The 14,574-nt window shown below is 61.4% G+C and carries 11 protein-coding genes; 6 read left to right on the forward strand and 5 right to left on the reverse strand.

Features of this window, described 5'->3' with window-relative positions:
* Positions 1–181: 181 nt before the first annotated feature.
* Positions 182–1,504, forward strand: a complete 1,323-nt coding sequence (locus ACQY7R_RS20945; protein ID WP_428307502.1) for a PQQ-binding-like beta-propeller repeat protein — start codon at positions 182–184, stop codon at positions 1,502–1,504.
* A 70-nt stretch (positions 1,505–1,574) separates the two neighbouring features.
* On the opposite strand, the gene ACQY7R_RS20950 is transcribed toward ACQY7R_RS20945, so the two are convergent.
* Both ACQY7R_RS20950 and ACQY7R_RS20955 read right to left on the reverse strand, forming a co-directional pair.
* The gene (locus tag ACQY7R_RS20950; RefSeq protein WP_428307503.1) at positions 1,575–2,888 is read right to left on the reverse strand and encodes an ATP-dependent 6-phosphofructokinase; all 1,314 of its coding nucleotides are present in this window, start codon (positions 2,886–2,888) and stop codon (positions 1,575–1,577) included.
* A gap of 109 nt (positions 2,889–2,997) precedes the next feature.
* The gene (locus ACQY7R_RS20955) at positions 2,998–4,014 is read right to left on the reverse strand and encodes an NAD-dependent epimerase/dehydratase family protein (RefSeq protein WP_428307504.1); all 1,017 of its coding nucleotides are present in this window, start codon (positions 4,012–4,014) and stop codon (positions 2,998–3,000) included.
* A gap of 234 nt (positions 4,015–4,248) precedes the next feature.
* Between ACQY7R_RS20955 and ACQY7R_RS20960 the strand changes: the two genes are divergently transcribed.
* Positions 4,249–5,415: an N-acetyltransferase family protein gene (locus ACQY7R_RS20960; protein ID WP_428307505.1), complete on the forward strand. Its 1,167-nt coding sequence runs from the start codon at positions 4,249–4,251 to the stop codon at positions 5,413–5,415.
* 88 nt (positions 5,416–5,503) lie between these two features.
* Here the strand turns inward: ACQY7R_RS20960 and ACQY7R_RS20965 are convergent, their stop codons facing one another.
* Entirely contained in the window at positions 5,504–6,352 is an 849-nt protein-coding gene (locus tag ACQY7R_RS20965) for a glycosyltransferase family 2 protein (RefSeq protein WP_428307506.1), read from the reverse strand.
* A gap of 549 nt (positions 6,353–6,901) precedes the next feature.
* On the opposite strand from ACQY7R_RS20965, the gene rimI reads away from it, so the two are divergent.
* Positions 6,902–7,423, forward strand: a complete 522-nt coding sequence (gene rimI, locus ACQY7R_RS20970; protein ID WP_428307507.1) for a ribosomal protein S18-alanine N-acetyltransferase — start codon at positions 6,902–6,904, stop codon at positions 7,421–7,423.
* Between the two features lie 77 nt (positions 7,424–7,500).
* Here rimI and ACQY7R_RS20975 read toward each other — a convergent pair whose 3' ends face one another.
* A complete protein-coding gene (locus ACQY7R_RS20975) occupies positions 7,501–8,499 on the reverse strand; it encodes a dockerin type I domain-containing protein (protein ID WP_428307508.1) in 999 nt (332 codons plus the stop codon).
* A 478-nt stretch (positions 8,500–8,977) separates the two neighbouring features.
* Here ACQY7R_RS20975 and ACQY7R_RS20980 point away from each other — a divergent pair, with 478 nt between their 5' ends.
* Both ACQY7R_RS20980 and ACQY7R_RS20985 read left to right on the forward strand, forming a co-directional pair.
* Positions 8,978–9,175, forward strand: a complete 198-nt coding sequence (locus ACQY7R_RS20980) for a cold-shock protein (protein ID WP_152096870.1) — start codon at positions 8,978–8,980, stop codon at positions 9,173–9,175.
* Positions 9,176–9,427: 252 nt separating this feature from the next.
* Positions 9,428–11,491 carry a thioredoxin domain-containing protein gene (locus ACQY7R_RS20985; RefSeq protein ID WP_428307509.1) on the forward strand — a complete coding sequence of 688 codons (2,064 nt, stop codon included), beginning with the start codon at positions 9,428–9,430 and terminating at the stop codon, positions 11,489–11,491.
* 13 nt (positions 11,492–11,504) lie between these two features.
* On the opposite strand, the gene ACQY7R_RS20990 is transcribed toward ACQY7R_RS20985, so the two are convergent.
* A complete protein-coding gene (locus ACQY7R_RS20990) occupies positions 11,505–12,839 on the reverse strand; it encodes a hypothetical protein (RefSeq protein WP_428307510.1) in 1,335 nt (444 codons plus the stop codon).
* A 231-nt stretch (positions 12,840–13,070) separates the two neighbouring features.
* Between ACQY7R_RS20990 and ACQY7R_RS20995 the strand changes: the two genes are divergently transcribed.
* On the forward strand, positions 13,071–14,303 hold the full coding sequence (locus ACQY7R_RS20995) for an LL-diaminopimelate aminotransferase (RefSeq protein WP_428307511.1): 1,233 nt from the start codon (positions 13,071–13,073) through the stop codon (positions 14,301–14,303).
* The last annotated feature ends 271 nt before the right edge of the window (positions 14,304–14,574 follow it).

Below are 14,574 nucleotides of genomic sequence, written 5' to 3' on the forward strand. Positions count from 1 at the left end.
TCTGCTGCGCGATTCCGTGAAATATGAAATTTGCGTGAGCGTGGCTGAGGCGGCGATCGAGGGCGGAGAACTCTTTGTCCTGCCGATTTTAGCTGATTACACTAGGCAGCTGAGACCCGCGTGACATTTCGACTACCTATCTTCACGACTTGCGCCCCTTTCGTACGACGAGATCGCCAGGATGATGCTGACGCTTTGGAATAGCACCGCCGTTCGCCGAGGGTTTGCCCTTTCGCTCGTTTGCATCGCTGCACTGTCGTCGGCGTCCGCCTGCTGGGCGCAAACGCAGCTTGTGACGCGCGAGTTGGCTGCCAGCAAAGGGCTGGAGCGGGCATGGTTTGCGCAGATTCCCGTCGACACGAACCGCAGCCGCGTCACGACGTGGTACCTCTACTTTGATCGCCTGTACGGCGTCACCGATTCGGGCATCATCACGGCGCTCAATGCCGAGACGGGCGAGCAACTGTGGGCTCGGCAGGTGGGGCGACCCGGTTACGCCGCCTTCGGACCAGGCGCGAACAGCGACTTCATCAGCGTTGTTAGCGGCGGCCGGCTCTTCATGCTCGATCGTCACACCGGTCGGGTAAAGTGGATTCGCGAACTTGGCAGCGCCCCGGCATCGGGACCGGCGCTCAGCAACACGACAGCCTACGTGGCGCTCGTCACGGGGCGCATCGAGGGCTACAACCTCAAAGATCCGGCGACTCAGCCATGGTACTACCAGTCGAAAGGGCGCACCTTTCTGCGGCCGACGGTCACCGGCAATGTCGTTAGCTGGCCGACTGCGACGGGGTTCTTGTACGTCGGTCATGCCGATGACCCAGGGGTGATGTGGCGGATGCAGACGGATGACGACATCGTCACTTCGCCGGCTCAGCAGTCTCCGTACTTGTATATTGCCTCGACCGACGGCTACCTGTACTGCCTCAACGAAATGAACGGTCAGGAAGCGTGGCGCTACTCGACCGGGTATGCGATCACAAGTTCGCCAGCCGTGGTGGGCGACATGGCGTTCGTCGCATCGTTTGAGCCAGCGCTGCATGCTCTCGATTCGCAGACGGGGCAAGGGAAATGGGTGGCGCCGGGAATCAGCCACTTTGCCGCTCGCGGCAAGGAACGCGTGTACGCGTCCGATCGCATGGGCAACTTGCTGATCCTGGAATCAGCGACCGGCCGAGCGGTTTGCCGCCTGCCGGTGGCCGAGGGCCAAGAGACGTTGGTGAACGACCAAAGTGATCGCATCTTCTTGGTGAACGATCGTGGCTTGGTGCAGTGCCTGCACGAGATCGGCGTCAATGAACCGATCATGTATCGCCAGCCAGTGGCGCCGCCTGCGGAGTCCGACAAGCCAGCCGGCGAAGAGAAGCCTGCAGCTGACGCGGCTGCCCCGCCGACGCAGCCTCCGGCTGTGAAGCCAGCCGCCGAGGAAGACCCGAGCCCCTTCAGCGAAGAGCCGGCTGGGCCAGCAGAGGCTCCGGCTGACGACGAAGATCCGTTCAACTAGTTCTAGAACGCGCATCGCAACGCGTTGTCGCGCTTCTAACCCTGAGCGGAGCCCGGGGTTAACAGAGCAGTTACCACTTCTCTTGGCCGGTGAGCGACAGAACGCTCGTCCAAAGTTCGCTTTCGGGATCGAGCCGCTTTTTTAAGCCGGTGGAAGTCGTCAGCGGCACGTGGATGAGATGGTTGTGCCACAGGCCGATCAGCAGGTCGGTGCGGCCTGCCATCGCCGCGTGGACTGCAGCGCGTGCGAAGCGCTCGCAAAGCAGCGAATCTACCGCCTCCGCCGGCAAGCTGCGGATGAGGTAGCTGGGGTCGAAGTATTTCACTGAGGTTGGCACTCCTTCAGCATGGAGGTACGACTCGATCTCCGCTTTCAGGAAGTAGCCGATGTCGCTCAGGCGGCGGTTGCCCGACGCGTCGGCGCCAGCGATTTCTTCCAGCAGATGCTGCCCTGCCCCTTCGGCAACGACGACGACGGCGTGCGAGCGGGCCTGAAGCCGCCGCTTCAGCTTGGCGAGGAAGCCGTGCGGACCGTGGAGCTCCAGCGGCAATTCAGGGACGAGGCAGAAATTGGCTTCGCCGCTCGCGAGCACGGCCGTAGCGGTAATGAATCCCGCTTCGCGCCCCATGAGCTTTACGAGCCCGATGCCGTTGTCGACCGACTTCGCCTCGACATGGGCGCGGTCGATCGCCACTTCCGCCTCGGCGACGGCCGTGGCGAAGCCGAACGTGGTGTAGCAGAATTCGATGTCGTTATCGATGGTCTTCGGAATGCCGACGACGGCGATCTTTAACCCGCGGCGGGCAACCTCTACCGCGATGGCGTGCGAGCCGCGCTGCGTGCCGTCGCCGCCGATGCAGAAGAGGATGTTGATTCCCTGGTTGACCAAGAAATCGACTGTCGTCGCCGCGTCTTGCGGCCCGCGCGAGGTGCCGAGAATCGTGCCGCCGTGGTGGTGAATATTCTCGACCACTTCGGGCGTTAGCTTCATCGGCGGCCGACCGACCGCGGGATTGAGTCCTTCGTAACCGAAGCGAATGCCAACGACTTCCGGCACGCCGTAGTTGTGGATTAGTTCCAGCACTGCCGTTCGCACGACGTTGTTGATCCCTGGCGAGAGTCCGCCGCAGGTGACGATTGCTGCCTTCACCTGGGCCGGATCGAAGAATATCTTCTGTCGCGGCCCCGCATGTTCGAGCGAAAGGGGGCAGATCGATTCGCCGGTGCGGAAGCGAGGTTCGTACAGGATCCGCGCGTCGTCGAACGTGAAATCGCATCGCCCGTCGCCGGGAACCGTTGATAGCTGGAGCGGCGAATCGAGCGTGCACGGGCCGAGCGAAGCTACGTCGAACTGCGATTGCGTGAAGTTGAGGTTGGGAGCCATGTCGCCTGCCGCCGGGGGAGAAATCGAGTGGTAGATCGGGAGCGGCTTAATTCTAGCCGCTGCGTACGACTCCTACACCCACTCAAGCCCGCTGCGGCGCAAGTATCGCCTACAGCCACCCATGCTCGCGGTACCACGCTACAGTTTCCGCGAACTGCGTTTCCAGCGTCGCCGCGGGCTGATAGCCAAGCGTCGTGCGAATCTTCTCGTCCGAGCAGACCCAACCGCGAGCGGTTGCTTCGCGGACTTTGTCGAAGTTGATGAGGGCAGCGCGGCCGCGCACGCGACCGACAGTTTCGCCGATGGCGCCGGCGACCCAGAAGATCGGCGTCGGCATCGGAATGCTTGCCACGCGCCAGCCAGCGGCGCGGGCGGCAAGCTGCCCCATCTCGTTGTAAGTGACGTCGCGGCTAGCGGCGACGTAATACTTCCCTTGCGAGCCGTTGGCCTGACCACTCGCCGGCGCTGGTAGCCGTTCGCCATGAGCGGCAACACGGACGATCGCATCGCATAGGTCGGCCGCGTAGACAAGCGACACGGGAAACTGCCGCACTCCGGGCGACAAGTGGAGCGGCAGCTTTCGCAGGGTACGGTACAACTGCAGGCCAGCGCGATCAGCCTGCCCAAAGACCATCGGCGGACGAACGATCGAGATCGCGAGGCGATCGGCGTAGGTCGCCAGCATTTGTTCAGCGGCGAGCTTGCTACGGCCATAGTTTGAAACGGGGCGTTCTGGATCGGCCTCGCTCCGAGGCTTCTTCAACGTGCCCGTCCCGCCCGCGGCGAGCGAGCTGACCATCAGCAGGCCCGGAGGCGTCGGCTGCGCCGCGCAGGCTTCGACCAGCCGGCGCGAGCCCTCAACGTTGTCTTCGAAATACTGACTCGCCTTGAACGCCGCAGTTCGCCCCGCGACGTGGAAGACGTAATCGACCCCCTGCACCGCTTGCCGGAGGCTGTCGGGATCGCTGAGGCTGCCCTCGGCCCGCTCAAACGGCAGGTTGCCTAGTAGCTTGACCCTTGAGGCGGCTCGCAGCAGACAGCGAACTTCCCAGCCGTCGCGACTTAGTCGTTGAGCGAGGTTCGAACCGACGAACCCGCTCGCTCCGGTGATCAGGCAGCGTGACATCTGAATAGGCTTCCCCAGCGTCGGCGAGAGAGGCGGTACTATATCAAAGGAACGGCCGATGTTAGAGCCGGCGGCGTGACGATGCTTCAGCCAGCCCTTAGGCGGGAATCGCCCTGTTTTACGACGACCCGACCGTTTGGGCAAACTTGACCGCCCCGCCTCGCGGCGTCTACAGTGACGGGCCACGCTTCCTGCCGCACCCGCGTTTATTCATCGATTATCGGCTCATCTGCCATGGCTCAATTGGAAGTCATTCGCGTCGCCTCTCGTGGTGAGCGGAAGCAATTCTTTGACCTGCCTTGGGACCTCTACCGCGGCGATCCGAACTGGATTCCCCCGATCCGGCTGGTGCAGAAGGAACTGCTGAATTTCAAGCATCATCCTTTCTACGACGACGCGGAGATCCGTCACTTTCTGGCGGTCGCCGATGGCAAACCGGTCGGCAGGCTCGCGGCGATTATCAACCACGCCCACAATCGGCAGTACGACGAGAAGCGGGGTTTCTTCGGTTTCTTTGAGTCGATCGACGACCAGGAAGTCGCCAACAAACTGTTCGACGCCGCCCTCGATTGGTTCGCCAGCGAAGGGATCGAGGCCGTGCGCGGCCCGGCGAATCCTTCGCTGAACTACGAAGTCGGGTTGCTGATCGACGGGTTCAACGATCCGCCGTGGTTCATGATGACCTACAACAAGCCGTACTACGGCCGGCTGATCGAGGGCTTCGGGTTCCGCAAGGCTCAAGATCTGTACGCTTTCTGGGGGCATGTCGACATGCTCAAGGAAGTCTCGCAGAAGGTGAACGATTTGAGCCAGATCGTCATCGATCGCTTTCAAATCACTTGTCGACCGATGAACGTCAAGCGATTCAACGAAGAGATCACGACGTTCCTCGAGATCTACAATCGCTCGCTCGTCTCGACCTGGGGCTTCGTGCCGATGTCCGCCGGCGAGGTGAAAAAGCAGGCGGCGGGCATGAAGCAGATGATCGTCCCTGAACTGACGACGGTCGCCGAAGTTGACGGCAAGCCGATCGGCACGATGTTCGGGCTGCTCGATTTCAATCCTCGCATCAAGGCGATCGACGGCAAGCTCTTTCCGTTCGGTTTCTTGAAGTTACTGCGCAACAAGAAGGCTCTGAAGCGGGTGCGGCTCATCAGCACGAATGTGCTGCCGGAATTCCAGAGCTGGGGCGTTGGTATCGCCCTGGTGTCGCGGCTTGTCCCCGACGCCCTCGCTTGGGGCATTCAGGAAGCCGAATTCTCTTGGGTGCTTGAGAGCAACGACCTCTCGTTCAAGACGCTCAAGAAGGGCGGCGCGAAGATCTCGAAGCAATATCGCATCTACGACTTCGGCCCGCTCGATACGACGGCAAACGCGAAGTTCATGAAGCAGGAAGAGTAGCGTAGACGGGGTCGGGAGCCTTTTGCCACTTGAGGCTCGCTATTGAAAAGTGACTCGCTAGTGGCAAAAGGCTCCCGACCCCCTCGGCCTACCACCGCCCGCCGTATTTCGCGATGCACCACATCGCGCTCACAGCGTCCCCGAGGCCGATCTTCTTCCCCTCGTCGAAGCTCCGCGGATCGTAGCTGATCGGCACTTCCATGATGCGGTAGCCGAGCTGTGAAATCTTTGCAGTGATTTCTGGCTCGAAGCCGAAGCGGTTCTGCTCCAGATCAAGTTGGTCGAGCACTTCGCGGCGGAAAACCTTGTAGCAGGTTTCCATGTCGGTCAGCCGCTGGCCTGTCGCCAGGTTCGACGCTTGCGTCAGCATCCAGTTGCCGAAGCGGTGAGTACGCGACTTGTCTTGCTCGGCGTTTTCCAAGAAGCGCGAACCGTAGACAACGTCCGCCACGCCGCTCTCAATCGGAGCGAGGAGCTTCGGCAAGTCGTTCGGGTTGTATTCAAGGTCGGCGTCCTGCACGAGCACCACGTCGCCGCTCGCTTGTTGAAAGCCTGTCCGCAGCGCGGCGCCCTTGCCACGGTTGTAGCCATGGAACAAGATTCGCACGTCGGCTTCGCGGGCGAGCTCGACGAGAATCTGCCGCGTGCCGTCCATGCTGAAGTCGTCGACCAGAATGATTTCCTGGTGGATGCCGACGGCCTGCACGCGCCGCACGAGTTCGACGACTGTGTCTCGTTCGTTGTAGACGGGAATCACCACCGACACGGCGAGCTTCGTCCGCGACGTCGGTTCGATAGTTGGCGCCTGCTCCAACTCGTGAGCGACGTTCAACGTCTGCTGGGCGATCTCGAGAGTCGCCTCCATCCGCTGCAGGTAGCTGGAGTCGCGAGCAGGGGCGTCGAGCGCGAGGCGCTCAAGGTTCGTCGTTTCAGTCATGGCGGCGAAGCGGCGGGATTGGGAACGCGGATCGCGATTCCGGTGAGAAACTCTGCAAGGAAGGCAAGCTGGGGCGTCGGCAGAGGCGGCTTTGGAAGAATACCCCGCAAATTCCCGCTATGCCGCGATCTCGGCGGCAATCGGCAGCTGCCCCTCAATTGGCGGGTTGGGTCTCACCGCGCCAGCCCGTAAAATCGTTGCTGTGTCACCGCCATCGATAGTCGCTGCACTTGCAGTCATGTGGAGCGGACGCGCCTGAACCCCCATATCTGGGCGAAGTTTCGCGCTTGGCACTCTCGGAGCCTTTTGGTACTTTTTCGACTCGCTCAAAGGAGCGATGGACGCCAGCCAGGTCTTTCGATACGAACAGCAATGTTCAAGTCTCTCGACTGCTAGCAGGCGACAGCGAAGCACTCGATCAGCGCCAATCGCATGGATGCCGTTGGCCTGCCGTTAAACAACTCGACCTTGTCGCCGCGCGGGCGATGAGCCGTCAGATAGCCCGCGGAGCGCCCGATGAACGCCCGGCCGACATGGAAGGAGGCCTCGATGAGCGCCGATCCTCAGCAACAAGTCCGTGTTCACATTCGGTGGATGATCCGCCGCGACATGGCCGAAGTGCTCGACATCGAACGTCACAGCTTCGAGTTCCCTTGGTTTGAAGAAGACTTCATCCGTTGCTTGCGTCAGCGCAACTGCATTGGGATGGTTGCCGAGTGCGGCGAGCGCGTCGTCGGATTCATGATCTATGAACTCCACAAGACTCGCTTGCACATCCTAAACTTTGCCGTCGCTCCCGAATTTCGCCGTCGTGGCGTCGGGCGGCAGATGATCGAGAAGCTGCTCGGCAAGCTTTCGAGTCAACGCCGCGTGCGCATCACTCTTGAGGTTCGCGAAACGAACTTGCCCGCTCAGCTGTTCTTCAAGATGGCCGGCTTCCGCGCCGTGACCGTGCTGCGGGCTTACTATGAGGACTCGCCGGAAGATGCGTATCTAATGCAGTACCGGCATGTGGAAGAGGAAGCGGCCTCGCAGCTGTCTGTAAATCGCATCGACCGCATGGCGGGCTAATTGAGAGCCCCTATCGCTTGATCGTTAAACGAATTCGGCCTGGTCGCTCAAGCGATCAGGCCGAATCTTTTTCCAGCTCAAGCGACCTTATTGCTCCGGCGACGCGCTGCCGCTGTGGCCCCGAGCATAGTCGCGCACAGGCCAATCGATGTTGGTTCCGGCACTGCGGCGACTGTACTCGCAGCGACCGCCGGCGGTTGAACTCCGAAGTTGCGTTGCCAAACAAGGAAGTCGGTTCCATCGACGCGACCGTCGCCGTTCGCATCGCCATCGTTCGGCGTCGCGCCAGTTTCGCGGCCGAAGCCGGTCTTCCACAGAGCGAGGTCCGTGGCGTCGACGTCGCCGTCAAGTTGGAAGTCGCCCGGAATGTCGGCGAGCGCGAGGTAGAACGAGGAGGTTGCGTTCACCGTACCGGTGACCCGCATCTCGACCTCAGTGCCGTCGAGGTCGGCGATTTCGGTGACGTCGAACGGCAGCGACAATGCGGCGTTGATCCGCGTGAAGTAGCCGCTGGTCGCGCCGGTGGTGAGGGTGAGCGTCCCCAATGTTCCTGGCGGCGAAGTCCCAGCGACCGGTTCTGCGGCGAGATCGATCGTTTGGTTGGTCGAGCCGGTGACGACGACGGAGCCTTGGTTCATCGTGACCAGGAACTGCGACGTGTCGATGCTGTAGACGACGCCTGGATTAACAGTACGCGTCATCGTGCCGGGCGGCGTCGGCGTCGACACCTGGGCGGCCAGCCCGCTGGCGACCGCCTTGACCCCGAGGATCGGTGGAAAGCCGAGCGTGAGCGTGTAGTTGCCGCTGGGCGTGATCGTGCCGCTATTCACCGTTACTTTGGCCGGCGTGCCGAATCCATTGGCGCCGAAGTCGAGCGTCACGTTCAATGAACCGTTCAGACTCTTCGTGTCGTCGTCGTTGAAGCCGAACGCTTCGGCTCTCAATTTTAAGTTCGACGTCGTCGAATTGATCGTGAACTGCGAGTTGATCGGGTAGGCGAACGCCGCCGGCGCTGCTGCGACTGCAGCGCTGGCAAACAGCAGTCGGATGAATGCCATTTCAGAGAACTTGGGCATCTTCGAGCCTTCGCGAAAAGGAGCGGGCCGCCGGGCGCCGGCGCAATTGGCACAAGCGTCAGAACAGGCGTTCGTGCGCCGCTTTAATAGATCGTAGATTCGACCATCGTCGCTCGCAACGAAACCGACGCGAGAGTGCGTTTTCCCGGGAAAATCGCTGCTTTTCAAGCCGCAGGGATCTGCCGACCGCTGGTGGCGACAGCATATTTGTCACGGCAATTTACCTATACTTTCCTCGCCACGCCGTCTACAATCAGCGACTTGGGGTCGTATCGAGTCAAACCCCCCGCTTTGTTTTGTTAGATTGTTCCTCTCAGCTCGCTCTCTGGCGACTGCCGCGGACGCTTCTCTTCAATCGCGGACGACTTGGGTGCTCCTTTACTGTGGGATTGTCGCGCGTAGCTGCCAGGGTTTGGCGGAGACGAGGGCGCGGCCCGTTTGTTAGTTCTTTCGTTTCGTTTAGGGAGTTTCTGCGACTATGGCAGAAGGCACGATCAAGAAGTTGATTGCGGACAAGGGCTTTGGCTTCATCCAAGGCGAGAAGGGCGAGCTCTTCTTCCACCACTCCGCGGTTGAAAATGGCCAATTCGACACCCTCCAAGAGGGGCAGTCGGTCAGCTACACCGAAGGCCGTGGCCCGAAGGGTCCTCGCGCCGATGCGGTCACGCCTCACTAATTTATTTAGTGAATTGACTTAAAATTGACGAACGCCCCGGAAGGCCTCAAGCTTTCCGGGGCGTTTTTATTTGATTCAATATAATCGTACGACGCTGAGCAAAACTGGAACCGCCGATAAACGCGGTTAAACGCCAGTAATTCCACTGGTACTTTATCTGCGGCCATCCGCGTTCATTTGCGGTTCCATCTATTTCCTTCGTGCGTTCTTCGTGTCTTCGTGGTTAGTCTTCTAAAATCCGTTCGTCGATCCATGCCAAACAAGCTCGCCAACGAATCGTCGCCCTACCTGCTCCAGCATCAGGACAACCCCGTCGATTGGCATCCATGGGGGCCCGAGGCGCTTGATCGCGCTCGCAACGAGCAGCGGCCGATCTTTCTTTCGATCGGCTACTCCGCTTGTCACTGGTGCCATGTGATGGAGCACGAGAGCTTTGAGGACAAGCAAATCGCAGCGATGATCAACGACCGCTTCGTGGCGATTAAAGTCGATCGCGAGGAGCGGCCCGATCTCGATCAGATCTACATGAACGCGACGCAGATGATGACTGGTCGCGGCGGTTGGCCGATGTCGGTCTTCCTCACGCCGGAGTTGAAGCCCTTCTACTGCGGCACGTACTTCCCGCCGTCGGCTCGCGGCGGGATGCCGGGGTTCGACGACGTGCTTCGCGCGGTGTACGACGCCTGGCTGATGCGTCGCGGCGAAGTAGAGCAGATGGCGAACCAACTCACCGACGAACTGAGTCGCGCCGGGCAAGCGACGGCGCCGGGCGACTTATCGCGCGACTTTATCGACGCCGCGATTGGTCAGCTGACGAGCACATTCGATTCCCGCTGGGGCGGTTTCGGGGGGGCGCCGAAGTTCCCGCACCCGATGGATCTGCAACTGCTGCTCCGCTTCTGGCATCGCACCGGTCATGCATCATCGCTGGAGATGGTCTGCACGACGCTCGACCGCATGGCGGCTGGCGGCATCTACGATCAACTCGGCGGCGGCTTCGCACGGTACTCCGTCGATGCGAGGTGGCTCGTGCCCCACTTTGAGAAGATGCTCTACGACAACGCACTGCTCACCGGCGTCTACGTCGAGGCGTATCAAGCCACTGGCAATGCCGATTACGCTCGCGTGGCGCACGAAACGATTGGTTACGTCCTCCGCGATATGACCGGCCCTGAGGGAGGTTTCTTCAGCGCCGAGGATGCCGACAGCGAAGGGCACGAAGGAAAGTTCTACGTCTGGACGGCCGACGAGATTGACGAAGTGCTCGGCGACGACGCCGGTTCGACGTTCGGCCGCATTTACGACGTCACCGATGCGGGGAATTTAGAAGAGGCAAATATTCTCAATTTGCCGAAGACGCTCGCCCAATCGGCGGCGATCATGCGCCGCGACGAAGCGGAGCTTGCCGAGGAACTAGCAGCATCGCGGGCCAAGTTGTTCGCTGCCCGCGAGCAACGCGTTCATCCCGGCAAGGATGACAAAGTAATCGTCGCCTGGAATGGCCTCATGATTGACGCCCTTGCTAGCGCGGCGGCAGCGCTTGACGAACCTCGCTACGCCGCCGCGGCGGCGAAGGCGGCCGACTTCATTCATGCGAAGCTACAGCGACCCGACGGTCGGCTGCTCCACACCTACCGCAACGGCGTCGCGAAGCTCGACGCCTACCTCGACGACTATGCGTGCTTGGCGAACGGCCTCCTCTCGCTCTACGAAGCGACGTTCGACGCAACGCGACTTGCCGAGGCTGCGCGGCTGCTCGACATCGTGCTCGCGCACTTCGCCGATCCGCAGGCGGGCGGGTTCTTCTACACCGCCGACGATCACGAACAGTTGATCGCCCGCAACAAAGACGCCACCGACGCGAGCGTTCCCAGCGCCAGCGGCATAGCGGCGTTTGCATTAGCCCGGCTCGGCAAACTCACCGGCGAATCGAAGTACATTGCCGCTGCGGAGGGAACGCTCGTCGCTGCCGCGGGCCTGATGCAGCAAGCCCCGGCCGCGATGGGTCAGATGCTGCTCGCGCTCGACTTCCACCTTGGCCCGACGTTCGAAATGGTGTTGGCGGGCGACACCGGGTTCGAACTCGTCGCCAAATCAGTAAAAGAGCTGCGCCGGCAGTTCATCCCGAACAAGGTCCTCGCGAGCGCTAACGCGAAGACGGTTGACCAGTCGCCGCTGCTCGCGGCCCTCATTGCAGGCAAGGCGTCCGCTGCGGGCGAACCGACGCTGTACGTCTGCGAGGGATTCACCTGCCAGGAGCCAACGAAGGGGGCGGCGGCAATCGCGGCGGAGATCGAGCGGCTGGCGGCGCGTTGAGCGTCGCTATGGTCTAATCTTCGGCCTCCACCGTCGCAGGCTGCTTTTGCGGCGGGCCGAAACCAACGTCCTTGTCCTTGGCGAAGTCCCCGCCGTCATCGGCGCCGTTCGATCCAACGGAGTAGACGAGCCACCCTCCTGCGGTTGGTTTGACGATCAGCGGTTGGCCCGTGAATGGGTCGACCGCATCGGCTGCCGGTAGATTTAGGTCCGATAGTCCTGCGGCCTCCCGGCCATGCTCGGCGGCGTACTGCTGTAGCGAGCTGAGGGTTCTCAGCGACCGCAGCGTCGCGCTCGTGCGATGGACCAGATCGAAATGGGCCTTGAACGACGGCGCCAGCAGACTTGCCATGGCGCCCATCCGTCCAGTCGATTGAAAGACGTTCTGGCTGCCAGGTTTGAATACTTCATGCCACGGCTGGTTGGCGAGTTCCAGGGTCGGATCAATCAGGTCGATCGATTCAATAAGACTCGCCTTCATCGGTAGCCCGATCGTGTTCGCGGCGAAGATGTTCATGCCATCAAGGTGCTGCAAAGTCGCGCTGATGACGTAGGCACGTTCGCTGATGATGGCCTGACGCAGAACGTCCTCTGCACGGAAACGAGCCAGCTCTCGATCGAGCTCGGCGCGCAGAGCTGATGGAATCATATGCTCGCGACCAGCGACAAGTACATCGTGGATGGCCGACGCCGCACTGCCGCGAATCGCCATTGCGACCATTGAGTTGTTTAAGGTGGGCTCCGCGTCGTACAACGCGGCGAGCCTCAGGAGCTCAATGCCTTTTTGCACTGCCTCATCTGGCTGGCCGTCGGCGATCGCCAACTCCATCTGCCACTGAACGAACCGGGCCAGGGTGCGTATGTTCGAAGATTGGTCGAGCATGGCCTGCAGGAGCTGCGGCTGCGGCAAGCTGAAGTCGAGCCGCGACGCGTAACGATCGCATGCCGCCGCCCGTTCGATCGCTTCGTCGAGTTCCGGATACTGCTCCATGATGGCCCGGATCGCGGCGAGTTGCTCTGCGGAAGCTCCCGCGCCCCGCTGCCGCTGGCTCTCGTAGGCCCGTCCCTCCGGAGTGTTGTAAAAGCGGCCGTGCTCTTTCGCAAACGCATCGAACCGTGGCGCTATCGCAGCCAGTTGCGCCGCGGCGTCTTCGTCGGCTGGGATCGGTTTCGGCGCCAGGTCGGCGATCGTCGCCGGATAGCCCGCGGCGCGGATCGTCTCGATCCGGCTGCTCAGCGACGATCGGGAGTAGATCGCCCAGCAGCCCAAGGCCACGAAGAGCACGCCCAGCAGGCCTCCGGCGATAGGGAGTCGGCGGTAGAGCGGTCGCTGCGGTAGGATTCCCATTCGCGCTCCTCGAAGTTTTTCTGTGCCAATGGCGGATGCTATTCGCCGTCGCCGAGCGTTTCTTGCCTCAGCGCGCCGTCCCAGCCCCCTGCCCTTTGCCTGTCACTCTAAGTAAAATCTGACCGCAACGCCCGTGAGCGGCCAGTCCCTCTTCACCGGCGTCCCGAATACGCATTCCTCCGGCCATCAGCCGATGGCCGACAGCCGATAGCCATTCATCCGAGCCAGCCCATGTCTGAACCCTACTTTCAGCAGCTCTTCGCGGACCGCATCGGCGGTGCCCAGTACGGCAAGTCGACCGCCATCTACAAGTTCGAGAAGATCAAGCGGGCCAAGCGGCAAGCCCTCGCCGATCACCCCGAGCGGCAACTGCTCGACTTCGGCATCGGCGAGAACGACGGCATGGCCGACGAGCAGATCCGCCAGCGGATGGCGGAGGAGATCAACGTCCCCGCTAATCGCGGTTATGCCGACAACGGCACGCCGGTCTTCAAGGAAGCGGTCGCGCGGTTCATGCACCGCGAGTACGGGGTCTCGCTCGACCCGACGACGCAGGTGAACCACTGCATCGGCTCGAAATCGGGCCTCGCCATCTTCCCCGCCTGCTTCATCAATCCGGGCGACATTACGCTGATGACCGTTCCCGGCTATCCGGTGGCCGGCACGCACACCAGCTACTATGGCGGCTCGGTCTACAAGCTGCCGCTGCTCGCGGAGAAAAACTTCCTCCCGGATCTCGACAGCATTCCCGCCGACGTCTGTGCGAAGGCAAAGCTGCTGATCCTGTGCTTCCCGAACAGCCCCACCGGCAAGACGGCGCCGCGGGAGTATTACGAGAAGGCAATCGCCTTTGCGAAGAAACATAACATCGTCATCCTCCAGGACGCCGCCCACGCGCAGTTGTCGTACGACCAGGCGCCGAATAGCTTCCTTTCGATCCCCGGCGCGATGGACGTCGGCGTTGAGATGCACTCGATGTCCAAAGGCTTTGACATGATCGGTTGGCGGCTCGGCTGGCTTTGCGGCAATCCGCTGTTGGTAAAAGCGTTCGCGGAAACGAAGGACAACTTCGATAGCGGACAGTTCCTCGCGATCCAACGTGCGGCGATCGCAGGACTCGATGATCCGGAGATTCCGAAGCGGATTCGCGCGAAGTACAAGCGGCGGCTAGAGAAACTCGTCGCCGTGCTCAAGCGGTGCGGTTTCAAGTGCGAGATGCCGGGCGGCACCTACTTCCTTTACACGCCCTCGCCGAAGGGCTTGGCCGATGGGCCTGCGTTCGAAAACGCCGAAGCCTGCAGTCAGTACCTCATCACGCAGCAGTCGATTTGCACCGTTCCGTGGGACGATGCGGGTTCGTTCCTGCGGTTCAGCGTGACGTACGAAGCGGTCGACGAAGCGGCGGAAGATGCGCTGATGGCCGAGACCGAGTTGCGTCTCAAAGGTATCAAGCCAATTTTCTAGCCGCGGGTCAACGATCCGCCGGAGCAGAACGCCATCGCCCTCCCGCCGATTGCGTCTAGGCACGCCGAACGCCAACTGCGTTGCATCATCCAGCCCGGGGTTGATCGCGTAGCGACCTACCCCGGGTTTTTTCGTTTGGATTTGCGACCACAACTCTGAAGGGGTTAAATCGCTCCTGGTGGAGTCGATTGTGCAACTCTTTCAGAGTTGTGATTGTCGTTGTCTGTAATGACCCAGGGTACGCCGCTGCGCGTCGAACCCTGGGCTGGAA

The organism is Lacipirellula sp., assembly GCF_965279485.1.
In the GTDB taxonomy this organism is placed as follows: domain Bacteria; phylum Planctomycetota; class Planctomycetia; order Pirellulales; family Lacipirellulaceae; genus Lacipirellula.